The organism is Acidovorax sp. BL-A-41-H1 (assembly GCF_051942715.1).
The window spans coordinates 1-22,212 of sequence record NZ_JBPVJQ010000014.1; the positions used below are offsets into that span (position 1 = coordinate 1).

Annotated in this window: 17 protein-coding genes; 2 read left to right on the plus strand and 15 right to left on the minus strand. The window is 66.0% G+C overall.

All coding sequences use genetic code 11. The annotated features are described in order from the left end of the window. Positions 1-56: 56 nt before the first annotated feature. The 9 genes from truB to ACTPOI_RS25825 all read right to left on the minus strand — a co-directional run bounded on the left by truB (position 57) and on the right by ACTPOI_RS25825 (position 12,865). Positions 57-1,055 carry a tRNA pseudouridine(55) synthase TruB gene (gene truB, locus ACTPOI_RS25785; RefSeq protein ID WP_440114457.1) on the minus strand — a complete coding sequence of 333 codons (999 nt, stop codon included), beginning with the start codon at positions 1,053-1,055 and terminating at the stop codon, positions 57-59. Then, positions 1,052-1,432: a 30S ribosome-binding factor RbfA gene (gene rbfA / locus ACTPOI_RS25790; protein ID WP_108617772.1), complete on the minus strand. Its 381-nt coding sequence runs from the start codon at positions 1,430-1,432 to the stop codon at positions 1,052-1,054. The genes truB and rbfA overlap by 4 nt, the downstream gene beginning before the upstream one ends. Positions 1,433-1,464: 32 nt before the next feature. After that, entirely contained in the window at positions 1,465-4,332 is a 2,868-nt protein-coding gene (gene infB, locus ACTPOI_RS25795; protein WP_440114462.1) for a translation initiation factor IF-2, read from the minus strand. Between the two features lie 24 nt (positions 4,333-4,356). Beyond that, positions 4,357-5,844: a transcription termination factor NusA gene (gene nusA / locus ACTPOI_RS25800; RefSeq protein WP_094290850.1), complete on the minus strand. Its 1,488-nt coding sequence runs from the start codon at positions 5,842-5,844 to the stop codon at positions 4,357-4,359. 78 nt (positions 5,845-5,922) lie between these two features. Beyond that, a complete protein-coding gene (gene rimP, locus ACTPOI_RS25805) occupies positions 5,923-6,516 on the minus strand; it encodes a ribosome maturation factor RimP (protein WP_094290849.1) in 594 nt (197 codons plus the stop codon). Between the two features lie 275 nt (positions 6,517-6,791). After that, positions 6,792-10,187 carry a DEAD/DEAH box helicase gene (locus ACTPOI_RS25810; protein ID WP_440114713.1) on the minus strand — a complete coding sequence of 1,132 codons (3,396 nt, stop codon included), beginning with the start codon at positions 10,185-10,187 and terminating at the stop codon, positions 6,792-6,794. 162 nt (positions 10,188-10,349) lie between these two features. Further along, positions 10,350-10,754, minus strand: a complete 405-nt coding sequence (locus tag ACTPOI_RS25815; protein WP_440114466.1) for a thioredoxin family protein — start codon at positions 10,752-10,754, stop codon at positions 10,350-10,352. A 51-nt stretch (positions 10,755-10,805) separates the two neighbouring features. After that, positions 10,806-12,086: a c-type cytochrome gene (locus tag ACTPOI_RS25820; protein WP_440114469.1), complete on the minus strand. Its 1,281-nt coding sequence runs from the start codon at positions 12,084-12,086 to the stop codon at positions 10,806-10,808. Positions 12,087-12,100: 14 nt separating this feature from the next. Beyond that, entirely contained in the window at positions 12,101-12,865 is a 765-nt protein-coding gene (locus tag ACTPOI_RS25825) for a c-type cytochrome (RefSeq protein ID WP_440114472.1), read from the minus strand. 143 nt (positions 12,866-13,008) lie between these two features. Here ACTPOI_RS25825 and ACTPOI_RS25830 point away from each other — a divergent pair, with 143 nt between their 5' ends. Beyond that, positions 13,009-14,484 carry a PLP-dependent aminotransferase family protein gene (locus tag ACTPOI_RS25830; RefSeq protein WP_440114475.1) on the plus strand — a complete coding sequence of 492 codons (1,476 nt, stop codon included), beginning with the start codon at positions 13,009-13,011 and terminating at the stop codon, positions 14,482-14,484. A 281-nt stretch (positions 14,485-14,765) separates the two neighbouring features. Further along, on the plus strand, positions 14,766-15,119 hold the full coding sequence (locus tag ACTPOI_RS25835; RefSeq protein WP_252658656.1) for a hypothetical protein: 354 nt from the start codon (positions 14,766-14,768) through the stop codon (positions 15,117-15,119). A gap of 90 nt (positions 15,120-15,209) precedes the next feature. On the opposite strand, the gene ACTPOI_RS25840 is transcribed toward ACTPOI_RS25835, so the two are convergent. From ACTPOI_RS25840 to ACTPOI_RS25865, 6 genes are read right to left on the minus strand one after another with little or no spacing between them, the layout of a single operon-like run. Continuing rightward, the gene (locus tag ACTPOI_RS25840; RefSeq protein WP_252658655.1) at positions 15,210-15,944 is read right to left on the minus strand and encodes a type II secretion system protein; all 735 of its coding nucleotides are present in this window, start codon (positions 15,942-15,944) and stop codon (positions 15,210-15,212) included. A 25-nt stretch (positions 15,945-15,969) separates the two neighbouring features. Next, entirely contained in the window at positions 15,970-17,280 is a 1,311-nt protein-coding gene (locus tag ACTPOI_RS25845; protein ID WP_252658654.1) for a type II secretion system protein, read from the minus strand. After that, a complete protein-coding gene (locus tag ACTPOI_RS25850) occupies positions 17,277-18,527 on the minus strand; it encodes a type II secretion system protein (protein WP_440114480.1) in 1,251 nt (416 codons plus the stop codon). The genes ACTPOI_RS25845 and ACTPOI_RS25850 overlap by 4 nt, the downstream gene beginning before the upstream one ends. Further along, complete coding sequence (locus ACTPOI_RS25855) at positions 18,524-20,728, minus strand: hypothetical protein (protein WP_440114483.1); 2,205 nt, start codon at positions 20,726-20,728, stop codon at positions 18,524-18,526. Before ACTPOI_RS25855 ends, ACTPOI_RS25850 begins: the two co-directional genes overlap by 4 nt. 31 nt (positions 20,729-20,759) lie before the next feature. Next, a complete protein-coding gene (locus ACTPOI_RS25860; RefSeq protein ID WP_440114486.1) occupies positions 20,760-21,563 on the minus strand; it encodes a type II secretion system protein in 804 nt (267 codons plus the stop codon). Then, the gene (locus ACTPOI_RS25865) at positions 21,560-21,928 is read right to left on the minus strand and encodes a hypothetical protein (protein WP_440114489.1); all 369 of its coding nucleotides are present in this window, start codon (positions 21,926-21,928) and stop codon (positions 21,560-21,562) included. Before ACTPOI_RS25865 ends, ACTPOI_RS25860 begins: the two co-directional genes overlap by 4 nt. Positions 21,929-22,212 lie beyond the last annotated feature (284 nt).

Genomic DNA, 22,212 nt, shown 5'->3' on the forward strand with positions numbered 1-22,212 from the left:
GGTGGTTTTGCCGTGGTCAACGTGGGCGATGATGGCGATGTTGTCGGTCTGTTTAGTCATAGTTTTTCCAATGTGCCGCTGGTTTGCACGTGCGGCTTGCTTTCCAAGATTTGTTGAATTTCCAGCGGACTCAGGAGCCGGCCCGGCACCAGTTCCCCGCCAGCAATATGGCCTACCCCCAGCAGCGCCGGGGGGCTTTCTCCAAACACCGCCACCGCGCTGGCATCCGGCCAGGCCCCACGGCGGCGCACGCCCGACAGGAAACGAGCGGCATTGTCGCTGTCCAGCGTGACACGTGTGTGCCCGGCCAGCAAGGACTCGGGGGCCTCCAGGCTGGCAATGCGTTCGGCCTCGGGCATGGCCTCCAGCTGCGCCAGCGTGACGCAGCGCTCCACACCGATGCCACCGGTGTCGATCCGGCGCAGAAAACTGAGGTGCGCCCCGAAGCCCAGTGCAGCACCAATGTCCTCACCCAGGGTGCGGATGTAGGTGCCTTTGCTGCAGGTCACTACTATTTTGATAGCGAACAGCGCTTGATCAGTGGGCGTGAGTGCCAGTTTTAGTGCATGAATGACCACATCGCGCGGCTCACGCTCCACTGTGACACCGGCACGCGCGTACTCGTACAGCGCCTTGCCGTCCTTCTTGAGCGCGCTGTGCATGGGTGGCACCTGGCGGATGGAGCCGGTGAACTGCTGCTGCACGGCAGCCAGGCGGTCGGGGGTGAGCTGGGCAGGATCCACCTCGCGACGCTCCAGCACCTCGCCCTCGGCGTCGCCGGTGGTGGTGGTGATGCCCAGCACGGCAATCGCCTCGTACGTCTTGGCGGCTTCGAGCTGCAGCTGGCTGAACTTGGTGGCTGCACCAAAACACAGGGGCAATACACCCGTGGCGAGCGGATCAAGCGTGCCGGTGTGGCCCGCCTTCTCGGCGCGCAGCAGCCATTTCACCTTTTGCAAGGCGTCATTGCTGGACAGGCCCAGGGGTTTGTCGAGCAGCAGCACTCCGTGCACCGGGCGCCGCTGCACCCGGATGCGGGGAGCGCGCTCGGTCATGTTTCCTCGTCGTCTTTGGAGCGGGAAGCCACGGCGCGCGCAATCAGCGCATTCATGTCGGCGGCACGTTCGGAGGTGCGGTCGAACACGAAGTGCAGCGTGGGCACCGTGTGGATATGAAGGCGCTTGAACAGGCCATTGCGCAAGAAGCCCGCCGCCTGGTTGAGCGCCACCTGGGTTTCCACCGGGTCACCCGTCAGCAGGCTGAAGAACACCTTGGCGTGGGCGTAGTCGGGGGTCACCTCCACGCCCTGCAGCGTCACCATGCCCACGCGCGGGTCTTTCAACTCGCGCGCGATCAGCTCCGTCAGATCGCGCTGGATCTGGTCGGCCACCTTGAAGGCGCGGTTGGGAGTGGCGGATTTCTTCGCAGCCATGTCGTAGTCGTCGCTCTCGTCGTCGCCTCGCCTTACAGCGTGCGTGCGATTTCCTTGATTTCAAAGAACTCGAGTTGGTCGCCTTCCTTGATGTCGTTGTAGTTGCGCAGCTTGATACCGCACTCGAAGCCTTCCTTGACTTCCTTGACATCGTCCTTGAGGCGGCGCACAGACTCCACCTCGCCGGTGTAGATGACCACGTTGTCGCGCAGCAGGCGGAACTTGCAATTGCGCGTGACCTGGCCGGAGGTGACGTACGAACCCGCCACCGTGCCGATCTTGGAAGCCACGAACACGGTGCGGATCTCTGCCGTACCGATCGCTTCTTCGCGCTGCTCGGGTGCCAGCATGCCGGACATGGCCGCCTTCAACTCATCCACGGCGTCGTAAATGATGTTGTAGTAATGCAGGTTCACGTCGCTCGACTCGGCCAGCTTGCGCGCACCGGCGTCGGCACGCACGTTGAAGCCGATCACGATGGCCTTGGAGGCAATCGCCAGGTTCACGTCGGACTCGCTGATGCCGCCCACGCCAGCGTAGACCAGCTGGACGCGGATTTCCTCGGTGGAAAGCTTGAGCAGCGAGGCTGCCAGCGCTTCCTGCGAGCCCTGCACGTCCGCCTTGATGATGATGGGCAGGGTCTGCACCTCGCCTGCGGTCATCTCGGAGAACACGTTCTCCAGCTTGGCTGCCTGCTGCTTGGCCAGCTTGGTGTTGCGGAACTTGCCTGCACGGTAGGTCGCGATTTCGCGCGCACGGCGCTCGTCGGACAGTACCATGAACTCGTCGCCGGCCTGGGGCACATCCGACAGACCCTGGATTTCCACCGGGATCGACGGACCGGCCGTCTTGGCCGGCTTGCCGTTTTCGTCGAGCATGGCGCGCACGCGGCCCGAGGTCTGGCCCGCCAACACCACATCGCCCACCTTCAGCGTACCGGACTGCACCAGCACCGTGGCCACAGGGCCGCGGCCCTTGTCCAGCTGGGCTTCGATCACGAGACCCTTGGCCAGGGATTCCACCGGGGCCTTGAGTTCCAGCACTTCGGCCTGCAGCAGCACCTGCTCCAGCAGGTCGTCGATGCCCATGCCGGTCTTGGACGACACAGCCACAAAGGGCGAATCGCCGCCATACTCTTCAGGCACCACCTCTTCAACCACCAGCTCCTGCTTGACGCGGTCGGGGTTGGCATCGGGTTTGTCTGCCTTGGTGATGGCCACCACGATAGGAACACCCGCCGCCTTGGCGTGCTTGATGGCTTCCTTCGTTTGTGGCATCACGCCGTCATCGGCAGCAACCACCAGGATCACGATGTCGGTAGCCTGAGCGCCACGGGCACGCATGGCCGTGAAGGCCTCGTGACCGGGGGTATCGAGGAAGGACACCATGCCGCGCGGCGTTTCCACGTGGTAGGCACCGATGTGCTGCGTGATACCACCCGCTTCGCCCGCCGCCACCTTGGCGCGGCGGATGTAGTCCAGCAGCGAGGTCTTGCCGTGGTCCACGTGGCCCATGACGGTGACCACGGGAGCGCGTGGCAACAGTTCGGCGTCCTTCTGGCCCGAATCGTCGTCGGTGAAGGCTTCGGGGTCATCCAGCGCAGCCACCACGGCCTTGTGGCCCAGCTCTTCCACCACGATCATGGCGGTGTCCTGGTCCAGCGGCTGGTTGATGGTGACCATCTGGCCCATCTTCATCAGCGCCTTGATGACTTCGGACGCCTTGATCGACATCTTGTGCGCCAGCTCCGCCACCGTGATGGTTTCGGGCACATGCACTTCAATGATGCGCGCCTCGACCGGTGCCGACTGCTGGTGATCGTCGCGCTGGTCGCGGCCGTCGCCACGGCGGCCACGCGGGCCACCACGCCAGTTGTTGCGGCCCACGCCACCGCTGCTGTCGCCGCGGGTCTTGATTTCCTTCTTCTTGGCCGTGTCATTGGCCCAGCTGGAGGACAGCTTGGCCGACTTGACTTCCTTGCCCGAACCCGGGGTAGCACCGGCACCGGCCGGGGCTGCAGCCCCTGCGCGCGGGCCACCCGTGCCAACGGCGGGCTTGTGCAGCGTGCCCTTCTTGGCGTCACCCACCGCCGCAGGCTTGGCCGCGGGCTTGGGTTCTTCGGGCTTCTTGGCGACCATGACCGCCTTCTTGGGCGTGGCCATCATGGCGCGGATGGCTTCTGCCTCGGCCAGAGCCTTACGGCGGCGCTCTTCCAGATCGCGGGCTCGGGCAGACTCTTCGTCCGCACGGGCCTTGGCTTCTGCCTGTGCCTTTTCCCGGGCTTCGGTCTGCGCAGCAGCGCGCGCAGCAGCCTCGGCTGCCTGCTCACGGGTAGCCTCTTGCTTCACGGCGGAGGCCTGGGCCTTCTTTTCGGCTTCCTGGGCGGCATAGGCGGCGGCGCGCTCTTCGGCTTCGCGTTCACGCTTCTCGCGGGCTTCGCGCTCGGCACGCTTCTCGGCCAGTTCGGCCTCCTGGCGGCGGATCAGCTCGGCCTGGCGGCGGGCTTCCTCTTCGCGGCGGGCCAGTTCCAGGTCTTCGCTCGACACAGCAGCTTCTTCGACAACCGCAGTTGCAGTCTCGGCAGCCGCTTCAGCGCCTTCATCCCGCTGGATGAACGTGCGCTTCTTGCGCACTTCCACCTGGATGGTGCGCGCCTTGCCCGTGGCGTCGGCTTGCTTGATCTCGCTGGTGGACTTCTTCACCAGGGTGATCTTCTTGCGGTCGGCAGAAGCCGTGCCATGGCTGGCTTGCAGGTACGCAAGCAGCTTCTGCTTGTCCGACTCGGTCAGTGCGTCGGAGGGGGCAGCCTTGCCCACGCCCGCAGCCTTGAGCTGGTCGAGCAGGGTTTCAGGCGATTTTTTGAGTTCGGTTGCGAACTCGGCGACAGTGTTACTGGACATATGTGGTTCGTGCCTCCCTGACCCTTACTCTTGTTGCCCCGCGAACCAATGTTCGCGCGCCTTCATGATCAAGGCTTTGGCGTCCTCTGCAGACTGTCCGGTCAGGTCGGTCAGCTCATCAATGGCCAGGTCGGCCAGGTCGTCACGTGTATGCACACCACCGTCAGCCAGCTTGGCAATCAGTTCGGGGGTGAGGCCTTCAAGGTCGCGCAGGTCCTGGGAGACCTCTTCCACGCTTTCCTCGCGGGCGATTTCCATGGTCAGGAGCGCATCCTTGGCACGGGCACGCAGCTCGTTGACGGTGTCTTCGTCGAAGCTTTCGATCTCCAGCATTTCCTGCAGGGGCACATAGGCCACCTCTTCCAGGCTGTTGAAGCCTTCGGAGATCAGGATGTCGGCGATTTCCTCGTCCACATCCAGCTTTTCCATGAACAGCTTGCGGGCCGTGTCGGTCTCGTTGGCCTGCTTCTGCGCGCTTTCGGCGGCGTCCATGATGTTGATTTTCCAGCCGGTGAGGTCGGACGCCAGACGCACGTTCTGGCCACCACGGCCGATGGCGATGGCGAGGTTCTCCTCGTCCACGACCACGTCCATGGCGTGTTTTTCTTCATCGACCACGATGGAGGACACGTTGGCCGGGGCGAGCGCACCGATCACGAACTGCGCCGGGTCTTCGGACCACAGCACGATGTCCACGCGCTCGCCAGCGAGTTCGTTGGTCACTGCATTCACGCGGGTGCCACGCACACCCACGCAGGTGCCGATGGGATCCACGCGCTTGTCGTGCGACAGCACAGCGATCTTGGCGCGCGAGCCGGGGTCGCGGGCGCAGGACTTGATCTCCAGCAGGCCCTGCTCGATCTCAGGCACTTCCTGGCGGAAGAGTTCGATCATGAACTCGGGCGCCGAGCGCGACAGGATGATGGGCGCGCCGCGCAGGGTCAGATCCACCTCCATGATCATGGCCCGCACGCGGTCGCCGCTGCGCAGGTTTTCCTTGGGGATCATCTCGGAGCGGCGCAGGCGGCCTTCCACACGGCCGGATTCGACAATGATGTCGCCCTTGTCCATGCGCTTGACGGTGCCCGTGAAGATCTTCTCGCCGCGCGACATGAAGTCGTTGAGCAGCATTTCGCGTTCGGCGTCGCGAATCTTCTGCAGGATGACCTGCTTGGCCGCCATCGCGCCGATGCGGCCGATGGGCACGGACTCGACACCTTCCTCGATGTACTCGCCCACCTCGATGTCGGGGATGCGCTCCTGCGCGTCCATCAGCAGCTCTTCGGCCTCGGGGTTTTGCAGGCCCGCGTCATCGGGCACCACCAGCCAGCGGCGGAAAGTCTCGTAGTTGCCGCTGTCGCGATCGATCGACACGCGGATGTCCACCTCGCCCTGGTACAGCTTCTTGGTAGCCTGGGCCAGGGCCGACTCCACGGCGCCCAAGACCACATCACGCTCCACGTTCTTCTCGCGCGAAATGGCCTCAACCAACATCAACAATTCGCGATTCATGCGACGACTCTCCTGTTTCAATCACCCGAAGATGGAAGGCTGCACACAGCAGCCACCCACCCCAATCCATTCAGCAACTCAGGCAGCTGCCGACCCGGCCTTGCCCGCACGCCCCTTGAAGTCCACGATGGGCGCCAGGCGCGCATCCCGCAGCTCGTCCAGGGTAAAGCCCAGCGCCTGCAAAGGGGCGGGCACACGTTTCTTGCTCACTTTTTGACCTGGCTTGACCGGCGGCTCGTCGCTCCAGACGATTTGCCAGCCACCCGCCTCGGCGCGCTCCAGCGTGCCGCGAAATTTCTTGCGGGTGGCATTGACCTGCCCCCCGCCTGCAGCGCCAATGGGCGCCTTCAAGGTGATGTCGATGACCGCGCCTTCAAAACGCACAAAGTCCTGCTCGTGGCGCAAGGGGCGGTCGATGCCGGGGGACGACACTTCGAGGCGCTTGTATTCGACACCGTCCACTTCCAGCGCAAACTGCAGCTGGCGGGTGACCTTCTCGCAATCCTCGACGGTGACGAACTGCTCCAGCACGGGGGCGGGCGCATCGGCGGCCGGTGGCGTCCAAGGCAAATCGATGGTGACGCGCAGCAAACCACCGGCGGAGCGTTCGATCTCCACCAGGTCATAGTCCAGGCCCGTCACAATTTGTTCAACGACTTGCTGTAGTGCCACTTATTTCAGTTCCATCCCGGAAAAACAAAAAACCCGATAACCCCCGGAGACTTCTCCGGCAGCTTCGAGCTCGAAAAGCAATCGACCAAAAAAAACGGGCGGTTGGTACCCGCCCGTTTGGTCGTGAGGCTCTTATTGTAACGCGTAAAGCATTGATTTGCAAAGACAGCGCATGCAGCGGCACCCATGTGCTGTTGTTAACACGCCAGCGCGGCGGCCTGGCGCCGTTAGCGCCCTCAGAAGGCGCCCCCCACCCATCCAGCCGTCTTTTCTTGCTACAACGACGATAGCGGTTGCAGCAACTCGGCCAGGTCGCTTTCGGTGAACAGCGGCTCCTTGCGGGCCGATGCCTCGCTGTAAAGGCTGCCCGCGAGCTGCGCCTTGCGCTCTTGCTGCGCCAGGATGCGCTCTTCGATCGTGCCCCGCGCCACCAGCTTGACCACCCACACGCTCTGCGTCTGGCCGATGCGGTGGGCACGGTCGGTGGCCTGGTTTTCCACCGCCGGGTTCCACCAGGGGTCGAAATGGATCACGGTGTCGGCCTGCGGCAGGTTCAGCCCCACCCCGCCCGCCTTCAGGCTGATGAGAAACAGCGGCACCTGCCCGCTGGTGAACTGTTCGATGATCGCGTCGCGCTTGACGCTCTGTCCCGTGAGCTTGACCCAGGGCAAGCCGCGCTTCTTCAGCTCCGCCTCGATCAGCGTGAGCATGCTGGTGAACTGCGAAAACAGCAGAATGCGCCGCCCCTCGGCCAGCATCTCGGGCAACAGCGTCATCAACTGCTCCAGCTTGGCCGAGGTCTTGACCTTTTTGGCGGCATCCAGCGGCACCAGCGCCGGGTGGCAACACACCTGGCGCAGCTTGAGCAGCGCATCGAGGATGGTGATCTGCGATTTGGCCAGGCCCTTGGTCTGCAGCGCCTCGCGCACGGTTTTCTCCATGCCCAGGCGGATGGTTTCGTACAGGTCGGCCTGCGAGCCGCTCAGCTCCACCGGCATCACCGACTCCACCTTGGGAGGCAGTTCCGCCGCCACCAGCGCCTTGGTGCGCCGCAGCATGAAGGGCGTGACGCGGGCGCGCAGCTGCGCCAGGCGGGCCGTGTCGCCCTGTTTTTCGACGGGGTTGCGGAACAGTTCCTTGAAGCGCTGCTGGCTACCCAGGAACCCCGGCATCAGGAAGTGAAACAGGCTCCAGATTTCGCCCAGGTGATTTTCCATGGGCGTGCCCGACAGGCACAGGCGGTGGCGCGCCTGCAGCTCGCCCACCACCTGCGCGGCGTGGGTGCTGGCGTTCTTGATGTTCTGGGCTTCGTCCAGCACCACCAAGTGCCAGGGCTGCGCCAGCCAGCGTTCGCGGTCGCGCTGCAGCAGCGAATACGGGGCGATGACGATGTCGTGTTCGGCCACCGCATCGGCCACGGCGTGGCGGCCCGCGCCGTGCAGCACCAGGCAGCGCAGGCCGGGGCAAAAGCGCGCGGCCTCGCGCTGCCAATTGCCCATCAGGCTCACGGGCGCAATGATGAGGGCGGGGTCGCTCAGGCGGCCCGCGTCTTTTTCGACCTGGATGTGGGCCAGCGTCTGCAGCGTCTTGCCCAGGCCCATGTCGTCGGCCAGCACCCCGGCCAGACCATGGGTGCAAAGAAACTGCAGCCAGTTCAGCCCCTGCTGCTGGTACGGCCTCAGCGTGGCCTGCACACCCGCTGGCACGGGCACGGCGGGCAATGCGCTGGCGCCCTGCAGCTGCGCCACCAGGCCGCGCAGCGCATCTGCGCCGTGCCACACCGCGCCCTCGCCCAAGGCCGCGCTGGTGCGCAGCGCGTCCAGACGCGAGAGCTTCAGGCTCTCGCCGCCGAAATCGTGCGCGCGGTCGCCCACCAACTCCAGCAGGGCGGCCATCCAGGGGCGCAGGGTGTCGGTGGGTAGGCGCACAAAACCCGTACCGGTTTGCGACGGCAGGTAGACATGCGAGGGCAGCCGGGGCAGCCCCGTCGCAGGGTCCAACGGCTGAGCCGCAGCGGCGGCAATCAGCTCGGGCAGCCAGGGCAGGACGTTGTGGCGCACGCCGTTGATTTCCATACCCAGCGAGAGCGCAAACCAGGGCGATGTGGCCTCGTCCGCACCTCCCCCCCAGGGCTGCAGCACCACGTCCAGCGCATCGGCATGGGTGATCCAGCCGTTCAGCGTGGCTGCCAGCGTCAGTTCAAACCCCGCGTCGCGCAGCACCACAAAGCCGTTGTCGGCCCAGTGCATCCAGTCGTTTTGCGATTGCTCGCCAGGGATGCCGAACAGGCCATCGTCCGTCCCCAGCAGGCCCAGGTCCATCAGACGTTCGATGGCATCCAGCTCGGCCATCGCATCGCGCTGCAACAGCACCTGGCCGCCATCGGCGCCCGGCACCAGCACGCCCAGCTCCTGCCCGGCCCACCAGCCCACATGGCCCTGGTAGTCAAAACGCAGCTGGGCGGTGATGAGGCCGAGGTAAGGAACATCGGACTCGGCCACGGGCGCCAGATGCAGGCGCGCCACAGGCTTCACGCCTTGCACGCGTGTGAGGGGGCTGAGCACCGGCGGCAGCGGCAGCATGCCGCCCAGGCGGCTGGCCACATCGGCATGGTGCTTTTGCAACGCGGCGGTGCCCAGCGGGGGCGCCTGCAGCAACAGCTGCAGTTGTGCGGCGCTCAGGCCCTCTGCCAGCACGGGGCCACACAGGCCCTGGTCGGTGTCCAGGTACAGCGGCGGGTCGTTGGCGCACAGCGCGGCACTGGGGCTGGGCAGGCGGGCCTGCAGGCGCCAAGTGCTGTCACCGTCGGCTTGGGGGGGCGGGGTCTCGTTCCAGGCCCAGGCGATAGGCAGCGGCTCGCCCCAACGCAGGGGCGCCCCCACGGTGGCACCGCCCGCGTCGGCAAACAGACGGCCCGTGGCGGCGGCCTGCTGCAGTGCCAACAGACCCACCGTCCCTTCGAGCACGCCCGACGGCGCGCCGCTGTAGGCCGAGTAGTAACCCAGGCTGCGCGGCATGGCACGCAGCAGTTGCAGCAGCTGGCGGTCGGCATCGGTGGCCCGGTCGTACACCGCCTGGCCGGGGCCGGGCTGGGTGCGGATGGTCTTGGGCTTGGCCCAGCCGCCGGTGAGCTTGGGGTAGGAGACCACGGCCTCGATCTGCAGCTGCGGCGCGCCCGAGCGCAAGCGCCCCACGGTGGAGAGCAGGTAGAGATAACACTCTGGCCGGTCGGCCCGCGCACCCGGCGGGGGCGGCGCAGCGTTGTCGGCGGCCAGGTCCCAGTCGTGCAGCCAGCGCACCAGGCGCGCCTCGGCCTCGGCGCGGGCCTGGGCGGTCACGCGGTCTTGCATGGCCTGCAGCGCCTGCACGGCCTGGGCCGACAGGGGCGCGGGCGCGGATGAGGGTGCGAATGAGGCTGCGCACGCCGGGCCCGAGCGCAGGTGCGCCGCCTTCAGCGTCAGCGCTACCGCATGTTTGCAGTCTTCCCCGACCGGGCAGCTGCATTCGCCCGACCAGGCGCTGACCTGGCCGTTGGGCGCCAGCTGCAGTTCTACCGACAGCCCATATGGCTCGGGCTGGGTGCCCTGCACCTCGCCATGGAGGGTGAAGGCGCTGTCGCCACGTTCCTCGATGTCGATGTGGACCACCGCCGCCTGGCGAAAAAGGTCCATGCCCCGTGACCAGGCGCCTTTTTCGCACCAGGCCTGCAGCGAGTTGATGGGAAACCAGGGTGCGGAGGGGGAAGACACAAAGTTCAAGGAAAAAAATGCCTCTTGCGCGCGACCATCAAGCGCAATTAGCTATCAAAACAGGAGCAAACAACCCGCAGCGCCTCAGCGCCCGCGGGCGGCCCGCACGCGCTCGAACACGCCCTGGGCCTCCTGCCCTGCCCCGGCACCGCTGCCGGGGGTGGCCGCCTGCAGGCTGGCCAGCAGCCGCGCCAGCACCGGCGCCTGGGGCAGCAAGGGGCCCAGGAACAGCGCGCGTTCGCCGTCGGCAATCAGCAGCGTGGGGAAGGTTTCCACGTCCAGGTCGCCCGCCAGATCGGATTCGTCCTCGATGTCCACCCATTCAAACCGCACGTCCGGGTGCGCGCGGGCCAGCTCGTCGAACAAGGGGCGGTAGATGCCGCAGGTGCCGCACCAGGCCGCACACAGGCACACGACCCACCAGCCGCCGGGCGTGGCGGCCGCAGGGCTTGAGGGGGTGGACGGGGGCAGTGTGGCGGGGCTGGACATCAAACGGGCTCCTGGGGCTGGTGCAGCAGTCCGTCAACACCAGCGGACCCGCTACAAACCGCGCCGTTCCCGGGCGCGGTAAACCTCGATGGTACCCACCCCGGGCGCCCGGTTGCCCCAACTGTTGCGCACCAAGGTGGTCACGGCCGCAATGTCTTCGTCGGACAACAACTGCTGAAACGGCGGCATGCCATGCGGGCGCGGGTTGCCCGCCGTGGCGGGCAGGTAGCCGCCTTGCAGCACCACGCGCACCAGGTTGGTGGGGTCGGCCAGCGTGACGGCGCGGTTGCCCGCCAGCGCGGGGAAGGCACCGGGCTCGCCCTGCCCCTGGTCGCCATGGCACTGGGCGCAGTGCTGTTCATACACCTTGGCGCCGCGCGCCAGGGCGTTGGCCGGTGGTGCGGCCCCGGCAGCAAGCGCCTTGTACTCCTGCTGCGGCAGGCCCTGCAGGTACACCGCCATGGCGCGCGCATCGGCATCGCTCAGGTACTGCGTGCTGCGGAACACCACCTCGGCCATGGGGCCCAGCACCGAGCCCTGCGGGGCCATGCCGGTTTGCAGCAAGGCCACCACGTCGTCGGTTTTCCATTCTTTGACGCCCGCCTCATGCGCCGCATTGAGCGCAGGGGCATACCAGTTCTGCACCGGGATCAGCCCGCCAGTGAACGCCTTGGCGTCGGTGGTGGCACCCAGCGCGTTGCGCGGCGTGTGGCAGGCCGTGCAATGGCCCAGGCCGTTGACCAGGTAGGCGCCCCGGTTGTACTCGGCCGTTTGCGTGGCCTCGGGCCGGGGCGCTCCGGGCGTGAAGAACAGCGCCCGCCACACACCCAGCGCCGCCTGCGTGTTGTACGGAAACCGCAAGGCATGCGGCCGATTGGCGTCGGCAGCGGCGGGAATGCTCTGCAGATACGCAAAGATTGCGTCCGAATCCTCGCGTGTCACCTGCGTGTAGTTGGGGTACGGAAAGGCCGGGTACAACAGCCGCCCGTCCTTGCTGCGGCCATGGTGCATGGCGCGCCAGAACTCGGCCGATGTCCACGCGCCAATGCCGTGGGCCTTGTCGGGCGTGAGGTTGGAGCTGTGCACCACGCCAAACGGCGTCTCGATGCCGCGCCCGCCCGCAAACGGCGCTCCGCCCTGCGTGGTGTGGCAGGCCATGCAGTTGCCCACGCGGGCCATGTACTCGCCGCGCTGAATCAATTCAGGAGTGCTCTGCAGCGTCTCGCCAGTGGGCAGAGGCTCCTCGCCGCGCAAGTTCAGGCTGATCAGCAGTGCTGCCGCGATGCCCAAGGCGGCCAGAACGGAAGAGATTGTCCAGAGGATGCGTTTCATCGGTGCATCCCTTCTCAACGTGCAGCCTCTGCGGCGACGGGCACCTCGGCCACGCCCCCACACCGGGCGGGCATGGCGGCAGGCAGGGTGCGCGCAGGCTTGCCGCCCGCCGCCACGGGCTGGGCCGCCAGCCAGGCAGATACAGCGCTCACATCGTCGGGCGTGAGCTGGCGCGCAATATCGGCCATGCAATCCGGCGCATGGGCGCGGCGCTGGCCGGTTTTCCAGGCGCCGAGCTGGCTGTTGAGGTAGTCGCGCGGAAGGCCCAGCAGGCCGGGGATGGATGGCGCCACGCCCGTCATGGCCGCGCCATGGCAGGCCACGCAGGCGGGGATGTTGCGGGCCACATCGCCCTGCTGCACCAGCCTGCGGCCCTGCTCCAGCACGGCGGGCGGGGCCTGGGGCGGCGGTGGGGGCGGGTACGGCAGGTCCAGCGCCGCAAAGTGTTCGGCCATCTCGCGCAGGTAGTCATCGGTCAGGTGCTCGATGAGGTAGGTCATCTGCGGGTAGCTGCGCCGCCCGTCGCGGAAGTTGAGCAGCTGGTTGGCCAGGTAACCCGCCGGTTTGCCCGCAATGCGCGGAAAGTAGCCGTCTGGCGTGGCCCGGCCCTCCTTGCCGTGGCACACCGTGCAGGCCAGCACGCGCGGGGCCATGGCGGCCGGTGCCGCAGTGGTGGGGGCGGGCTGTGCCGCCACCCCGGCAGCCAGGCCCGCTGACAGGAAGAACACAACAGCAAGGGGGCGCAGCAGGCGGTGCAAACGGTGCAGGCGATCAATCATGGGGATATGGGTGGGGCAACGGAGCACAGGGAGATTCCACACCAACTCTACGCGTGCACTAAAAAACAGTACAGATTCAGTTTCCAGTTAAAAATACAGATCAGTTTGCCCTGCATCAACGCCTGCACCCGGTTTCTACGCCCATGAAACGCTACGAACGCCACGCTGACGCCATTGCCCAGCTCATCCACAGCGGCGCCCTGCGCCCGGGCGACCGCGTGCCCTCGGTGCGCGAGGCCAGCCGCACGCGGGGCATCAGCCCGTCCACCGTGTTCGAGGCGTATTACCTGCTGGAGGCCCAGGGCCTGATCCACGCTCGCCCGCGCTCGGGCTACTACGTCAGCGCCCGGCTGCCCGGCACGGCCGAGGCCCGCCCCGCCGAGCCCCTGCCCTCGCAGCCCGCCGCCACCTCCACCGACGTGGCCATCAGCGACCTGGTGTTCGAAGTGCTGGGCCTGGCGCGCGACCGCGACCTGGTGCCGCTGGGCTCGGCCTTCCCGGGGCTGGAGCTGTTTCCGCTGGAGCGCCTGGCGCGGTGCCTGGCCAGCGGCATGCGCAAGCTCGACCCGTGGAACATCGTGCAAAGCCTGCCGCCCGGCGACGAACGCCTGCGCCAGCAGATTGCGCTGCGCTACGGCGTGCACGGCACGGCGGTGGATGTGGAAGAAATCATCATCACCAACGGCGCGATGGAAGCGCTCAACCTCTGCCTGGAGGCCGTCACCCAGCCCGGCGACGTGGTGGTGGTCGAATCGCCCACCTTCTACGCCGCGCTGCAGGCGCTGGAGCGGCTGAACCTGCAGGCGCTGGAGATCGCCACCCACCCGCGCGACGGCATCGACCTGGCCGCGCTGGCCGAGGCGCTGGAGCGCCAGCCACCCCACCAGCCCATCAAGGCCTGCTGGCTCATGCCCAGCTTTCAGAACCCGCTGGGAAGCCTGATGCCCGAGGGCAAAAAGCGCGAACTCGTCGCCCTGCTCGCCCGCCACGGCGTGCCGCTGATCGAAGACGACGTGTATGGCGAGCTGCACTTTGGCCCCCAGCGCCCGCCGCCTGCCAAGGCGTTTGATACCGAGGGGCTGGTGATGCACTGCAGCTCGTTCAGCAAAAGCCTGGCGCCCGGCTACCGCGTGGGCTGGGTGGCGGCGGGCCGCCAGGCCACGGCCGTGCAGCGGCTCAAGCTGATGACCACGCTCTCTGCCGCCACGCCATCGCAGCAGGCGCTGTCGGAGTACCTGGCCCAGGGTGGGTATGACCGGCACCTGCGCGCCCTGCGCCGCAGCCTGGAACAACAACAGGCGATTGCGCTGGCAGCGGTGGCCCAGCACTTCCCGCGCGGCACGAGGGTGTCGCGGCCCGAGGGTGGGTACTTTTTGTGGGTGGAGCTGCCGCCCCCGGTCAACGCGCTGGAGCTGCACCGGCTGGCACTGCAGCAGGGCATCAGCCTGGCGCCCGGGCAGATCTTCTCGGCCGACCAGCGGTTTGCGCACTGCGTGCGCATCAACTACGGCCACCCCGCCCAGCACCGGCTGCAGGCCGCGCTGGCCACCGTGGGCCAGCTGGCGACTAGATTGGCCATGGGCGCGGCAGAGCACCAGGCCTCACCCAATCGCTATTAAAATAATAGCAAAAAAGTCATGATGGTCGAGCGCATAGGCCGATTTTCGCTACCCTAATTCACGGCCTGGCCTCATCCGCCCCACCCGCCCACGGCATCGTCGCCCACTGCGCCAGCCTTGCACCAGGCTGACACCCCGCGCCCTGCGTTGGAAAGGCCCAACCTCGGGTTCTCCCGCAGCAGGCACAGCGCTTGCAACGGCATACTGGCGCCCGCCCGCACCCCGGGCAGTGCACCACGGCGGCCCACCCGCCCCGCCCTCCAACCCCTACGCCCAGCACCATGGCCGCACCCCAGCATGTTCCGTTTGTGACGGTGGAAGACGAAGACGACTGGGTGGTCTCGTTCGCACTCGGCCCCCGGGGCGCCGACCGCCTCACCCTGGTGCGCACCCCCCATCTTGAATTCATGCTGCGCCCCGAACAGCGCGGCGTATCGGTGGGCGCCGAAGCCGGCCAGCGCCCCGCCCTGCTCGTGGCGGTGCAATGGGGCCACAAATGTGTGGACGTGGTGTCCACCGCCAAGCGCTATAGCCTGGACATCAGCAAGGTGGACAACACCACCCGCAACGCCGCGCTGCGCCTGCTGGGCAAGATGAATTTTGACCAGCGGTTTCAGCTGGCAGACGCACCGTAAGCAAGGGTCTGTTGCGGTGCGAACGCACCGTAGCAACGGACCAGTCTCCAGCAAACCCGGAGCGCTGGCCTGGCGCGCACTTCGCCTGCGTCAGCGCATCATCTTGAACAGCGCCGTGGTGATGGCCACTTGGGACTCATCCAGCGATGTGGGCGTGGTGCTGCCGAAGGCCATGCGATCGTCAATGGGCCAGGGCAGACCCGGGGTGCCAGCGGTAGTGTCGTTGGCCAGGGTGACTTCACGCAGTCGGCCAAAACGTGCATCGCTGTGACCATCGATCTGCTGGTCCAGGGCCGCCGCCAATGAAAACGTTACCCCCCGAATCACCAGCACGTTGCGCGGCCGCGTTGCGTAGGTGTTCACTGCGGCGCCCGGCTCGGCCCAATTGACACTCTGAAAACACACGCGCACCTCCTGCGGATTGCCGTTGCTGTCCAGGTAGACATACCGGTCCTGCTGCCCTTCCGTGCGGCCGTTGGGCAGGCGGATGCCTGCAGCGAGAAAGGCATTGATCATGTCGTTGCCACACAGTTCGGTGCCCGCAACCGCATTGCTGCCATTGACACGCCCCGTGGGGTTGGTGGCGTTGTCGCCTGGGGGGTACCCCACGCCGTTGACAAACGCCTCGTAGGCCAGTTGCCAGCCCTGGATGAAATCGGTAGACAGGCGCTGATTGGCGGCGGAACGCTGCAGGTCGCGCCCAATGGCCACCGCCCCCACCACCAGGCCAATCACCACCAGCGCAATGCTCAACTCCAGCAAGGAGAACCCCCGCTGGCGGTGGGAGGCAGTGCAGCATCGCCGAGGGGTGTGGAAAGAAATCATGGTGCGTAACTCGGTAAACAAGACATCAGTGGCCGATCGCATCTGCGGTCAGCGTGTTGACATTGACGGACGTGGACAGCGCGGTTGCCGCCGTGGTGCGGGTAGCGAACTCGCCATGCACCCTCTGGGCCTCCGCCAGCGAGTCGATGGCATCGGCCTCTGCGTAAATGGCGGCAGCAGTTCCGAGCGCTGCAGCCACAATGCCCGCAGCGGCCAGGCCAATCTGCACCCCCCGCGCGCCCGCGCTCATCGTGGTGTCTGCAGTGGCTGACACCATTTCCTTGGCAGCATCCAGCACACCGGCTGCTGCACTGGCAAGGCCTGCGGTGGCAGAGGCCACATCGGCTTCCGCCAGCTTGATGGCCACAAACAGCTGGTCCCGATAGTCATAGAGCGCCCGCTCCAGCACAAACGCGCCTGTGGCCGCATTGAAATGGGCATGCGCCACCGCCGACAGTGAAGCTGCGCAGTGCAACTCAGCAAACAGCTCGGCATGGCTCGCCGACATCACGATGTCGTCATAGCTGTTGGTGACCGCGGTGCCCGGGGCTTCGAAGGTGGGGTCGGCGCTGCTCGCCGCAGCGTTGGCGGCATCAAAGGCCACGCCGTCTCCGTCCGCGTCCAGCATGCCCGGCGCAACAATCACAAACGCCACGGATCTGCGTGCCCCACGCATGTTGGTGGCCAACTGCCCTGCGGGTGCCACCAAGGCCTGGCTGGCGGTGTTGAGTGCCAGGCACATGTCGATCAGATTGACGGCTCCAGCCACCCCAAGCGGGCATGGCGGGTTGTTGGCCGCGTTGCAGGACGGATTCAGGGGCGCCGTGTCATTGCCCGACTGGGTAATGCCCAGCAAGCCCGCCGCAACGCTCGGGATGGGTGGGGCATTGTCGTTGGGAGCATCACCATTCTGAGGGGCTGGCGAGGGCGTACGCACCCGCAGCGGATTCATGCGATCGCGCGCTGTGGCCAAATCCTGGTCGTTGGGGGCCGTGGCAGATGGGGCGCGAAACACGCCGTAGCGCAGCGCTCCCGCTTCCGGGCGCGGCAGCCCCAGTGTGCGCCAGGGTACAAAACCAACTTGCCGCAAACCTGTGCCCTCCACACAAGCCTCGACCCCGGCCGTATCCGCCGCTGGGCAAGGCAGGCGGTAGTTGGCATGCACAAACCCCAGCACCGCATCGCGTGACTGCTGCTGGGCGTTTGTCTGCACCGTGGTCACCCTTTGGCGCTCTTGCAGTTGCCAGAAAATCACCGCGCCTGGCAGTATCAGCCCCAGGGCCAGCAGCACCACCGAGAGTTCAAGCAGGGTAAAACCCATCATGTGGCGCTTCATGGATTGAGCCCCTTCTCGTCCAGCCGGGTCGCAAATCGCAGCGCATTCGTGAACGTGTCGTACACCTGAACGGCATAGCTGTCAGCGGCAGCCTGCTTTTGTTTGGAAACCTCCAGCGCGGACTTTGCATCGGTCAACTCCTGGGCCGCCAGCACCGTCTCTGCAATCGCCAGCCCTACATTGGCAGCAGCCATCACGACGACGAAAGCTGTCACACCTTCGGTGTTGGCGGCCGAAGCAACGCTGAGCACTGCACTGGTCGTTGCCAGCGCCAAGCCCATGGCAGCCAAGGCCACGCCGGTCTCGGCCCCCTGCACGGCCGACTCGGAGCTCTCGATGTCAAACACGCGCAGCTTCCAGTACTCCTGCATCACACGCGCGTTGTCATACGCGGTGTAAGCGCCCTGGGCGGCCGCCTGCATCTCGCTCAATCGCGCGACACAGCCGATGCGCGCCGCCAGATCCCCCGGGCCCACGGCCACGGCCAAGTCATCGTAGGCGTTGTCCTGCGGACGTCCGGGAAGGTCAAAGCGCCAGGAGCCCCCTGCTCCCACCACGTTGTTGCCATCAAAAGCTGCGTTCTCGCCGGGGTGCACCAGAATGAACGCCACCGGCACACTGCTGGCCACGTTGCCAGCGGTCAACACGCCTGCTGCTGCGGGGTTGGCTGCGAAGCGGCGCAGCACCCGGCACCAGTCCAGACCGTTGGCAACGGTGCGGCGATTGCTTGCGGCGGTCTTGGCCGCAATCGCTCGGTCGCGTGCCGCAGTGACAGCAGCCGACGCAGAAACAGGCGTCTCCAGTGTGCCGGGGTAGGTAGGCAAATCCGGCATGCCGGTGAAATTGATGTTCAGGTCTGGCGACACAGCGTCTGCAGGCCGGGCGACCAAGTTCGGAACCACTGCCAGATCCCAGCCGGCGCCCCGGTTTACCCCGTAGTGGAGGCGCCCAAAATCGCTGCTCAGCCCCAGCAGCTTCCAGGGTAGGCGAACCGCCGTGGCGTCACCACAGCTTTCAATGCCGTTGGTGCCAGCGGCCGCACAGGGCAGCCGGTGGTTGGCCAGCACAAAGCCTTCTACCGCAGCCTGGGCTTCGCTCAACTGCTGCAGCATCGCAGGCCGCTGCATGGGCTCGCGCGTGGACACCACCCAGCGCCATACAAAGATGCCGATGAGGCCGAGGATGGCCATCACCACCGCCAGTTCCACCATCGAGAAACCGCGCTCGCGGTGCAGGGAGCGCTTCATCGCGTGCCCCCCTTCTGGTCTACCTGGATCAGGATTTCCATGGACATGTCCGGCGGCATGGGCGTGACGCCCCGGCCTGCGATGTTGCACGGCGGTGGATTGGCCGCCTGCGTCTGCAACTGGGTCAGCTGGTTTTGCGCATCGGTAATGCGGGTGTCGGCCTTCGCGAGCTGGCTTTCCAGGGCGGTGATCATGCGCTGAATCTTGATGGGGCGCAGGTACTTGGCATCGGGGTCCGGACTCGCACTCGATGTCCCCAGCAGATCATTGAGCGCGGCCAGTATCGCGCTGGTGGTGACAGCATCGCCAGGCTGGCACACACCCGCAAAGGTCGAAGTACAGGCCCACTCTGTCGCCAGCCCGGCCGTCAAAGTGGTGTAGCGCCCCGCGTTGAGAAGGTTGCTGTAGGCCGTCTGGTAGCTGCTCTGCGCGGAGCCCAGGTTGGATTGCGCGGTCGCCAGGTCATTTTGTGCCGCGGTCAAGTTGGCTTGGGCAGACGCCCGTGCAGCCACGGCGTCGTCGTACTCTTTCTGCAACGCCACCGGGTCGCTCAAAAGCGTTCGCTGCGACGTCTTTTCCAACCGCTGGACTTGCAATGACTCTTTCACCGCCGGGTTAGACGTGGCCGCGATCTGAAGATCCAGTGCGGCAATGTCTGCGTCGAGCTGCGCCAGCATGGTGGTGCGGTTGGCAATCATGTTGGCGTAGTTGTTCACCTGCGTCGTCCAGTTGTTGACGGCGTTCTGGTAGTTGTCCCTGCGCTGGGTGGCCCCATTCACGGCAAAGGACCGGGTTTCCCAGGTGTTGGCCGCATCCAGGAGCGGCTGCACCAGTCCATCGATGCTGGACGACAGGCCAGAGCGGCGGATCTGCGCGACCAGCGTATTCACCGCATTGGTTCTTGCGATGTTGGCTGCGGTCAGTTCGTTGCGCCGGGTGGCAAGCTCTGCGGCAATAGCGTTGCGATCATTGGTCGCGTTTGTCACCTCTGCCGTGGCCGCATTAATGGCTTGGGTCAGATCCACGGCAGGGCAGGTCAGGTCAGCAGCGTTCACAGAGCTGTCGGCCAACGCAAGCGCGTTGCCCGCCATGACGGCCGCCGCGATGTTCAAGCCCACAGACACGGCGTTTGCCGCGACCACCCCTCCCGTCAGTGCGATGGCCGCTGTGTGCTGTGGCGCAGCCGCGCACGCGTTGACAGCCAGCCCCAGCGTGGCAGCGCACAGAGCCCAAGCTACGGCAGCATTGCCTGCCTCCGAAATACCCTCCAGCACCGTGGCAGTGGTTTCGATGGCCGTGATGCCTGCGGTCAGTGCGGCAAACACAATGGCCTGCTTGGCAGAGTCGATGTTGCCCTCGCGCAGCTCATCCACCTGCTCCACCACATCGTGCGCCAACGCAACGGTGTTGACCGAGTCGATGAGCGGCTGGCAATGAAAGCTGATCAGCAGGCTCAGGTGCGAGCGCTCCAGCACAATATCGTTGTATGTGGCCAGCAGCGGTCTGCGGGCGGGGTCTTCCACAGCGGGATCGGCCGAAGCATTGGCTCCGTCAAACACAGAGTTGTTGCCATCCGCGTCGTCGTTCCCTGGGTGCACCAACGCGTAAGCGACCGAACGCACGGTGGGCGCACGCACTTCGGCCATGCCCGCCGCATAAGGTGTAGTCCGCCCCACCTCCAGGCGCTGGCACAGGTCGGTCAGGGTCAGGATGTCGGCCTGGTACGTACCCGACGCCGGGGTTTCCCGCATCGATGCGAACGTCCGGCCAGTGGTGTTGTATTCCAGCGGGCGCCAGGCATCCGTCAACACCGTCAAATCATTGGCGCCACCGCCGCGTTGGACAAGGTACCGAAGCTGACCCACCCCCACACCGGGGTCCGCGCCAGCCAGTTGGAGCGAGACAGACGGCAACCAGCCTTTCTGATCGCCAGCGGCGCAGTCTTCCAACCCGTCGCGGTCAACATCCGGGCACGGCATGCGCCGCAGCACAGTGGCGAAGTTGATGATCGCCCGGTCCGCCTGGGCAAGTGCCTGCCGCTCCTGCCGTGAAGAGTCGATGGCGGAACGCTCGCGCCATTGCAGGTAGCCCATGGCAGCCAGGCCTGCAATCACCGATATCAGCAACAAAACCTGCAGCAAGCCAAATCCCCGCGCGCGCGCAGGCGCTTGGCGGGATGCGGGGGTGTTCAAGTGAGTCATCAGCATGAAAAATGAAAGGCGGACTCGACCACTAGGGAAGACTTTGGCGCAGCCAGCCGGCCAGCTGGGTGGGAGATTCCGCTACCACCACATCGTCGGAGCCGAACCGGAGCGGCGCAGCAGGGCTGGCCGCACACAAACCCGCGCTGGTGTGCGGAGGGTCCAGCCGGTTGCCGTCGTTGTCTGCATCCTTGAGGGGCACCACCACCCAATACGCGACGGACATCACTGCATTGCCAGCGCAATTGATGGCCCCAGCCGCTCCAGCATCGCCCGTCAGGTAGGGCCGGTTGGTGGCCACAGCCAACGCAGCCAGGCCCGCTGCGTTGTTCAGGCCCACGATCAAATCAGAAACATCCGAGAAATTGGCCTCACCCGCGCTGTCGCCAGTCCGCTCTAAGGCCACGGCCAAGTCTGCATCGTCTGCCGCCGTAGCCGAGCCACTGCGAAACACGGCGTAGCGCGCGCGCAATGCCATCTCCGGCACCACCAGCCCCAGGCTCACATACGGGAACCAGCCCACCTGCACACCTGCCGTGCATACACCGCTGCCGGGAGCCGTCAATCCCTCGTACCCTGTGGCTGCGGCGCTGGTGTCCGGACACGGCAGACGGCCATGCCTCAGCGCAAATGCACGCACAAGGGATTGCAGCTGCTTGGCTTCGGCGCGCCCGCGTTCGATCTCCTGCTGCGAAGCAACGGTTTCATATCCGCTGAACGCAGCCCACGACAGGAGACCCGCCACCACCAGCACCACCGCAATTTCCACCAGGGACAACCCAGCCTGGCGCAAAAAAACAGGCCGCCCGGACGAGCGAAGCAGTGCATGGGTCATGGCTTGCTGCCCTGCGCGGCAGGTCGCCGCGTGTAGGCTTGAACATTGGCGGCAGCAGCGCTGATGCGCGCGCTGATCGCCTGCAGCTCAGCCAGGATGGCCTGCTTTCGGGCCACATCCTTCGGCGCCGTGCTGCTGCCCAAGCCTTGCAGTTCGCGGTTGAGCGCCTGGACCTGGCCGCTGCCCTCCAGCATTTCGCGCAGCGCCTGGAAGTACCGGGGATCAAACCGACCTTGCGAAAGCACCTCCAGCTCGGTGAGCAGCGCCTGGACCCTCTCCGGCGACGCCTGGGCACCTTGGGCCGTGATGGCGGCCAATTCTGTCCGAATCTGCCCCAATCGCTTGCGGCGCTCTTCCGTCCCCATGGATCCCGAACCGTTTGCGGCAACAGCTTGCGCAGAAGATGCAGCGCCACCCAAGGCACCAGGCATGGGGCCCGCAGCAGGGCTCTGCACGGTCGGCGCGGGCCCCGGCGACGCCCCGGCAGAACGCGGTGCCTGGAGCGGCGAATTGGTTGTCGAGCGGCCAGTCCCCCCCTCCCCCTGCCACAGCCACAAAGCAGCTCCCAGAACCAGCAGGGACAGCAGTCCCAGACCACCGCCAATCAATACGGGTTTGCGCATTCAGCACCCTGTCCTGCGAGATGGAC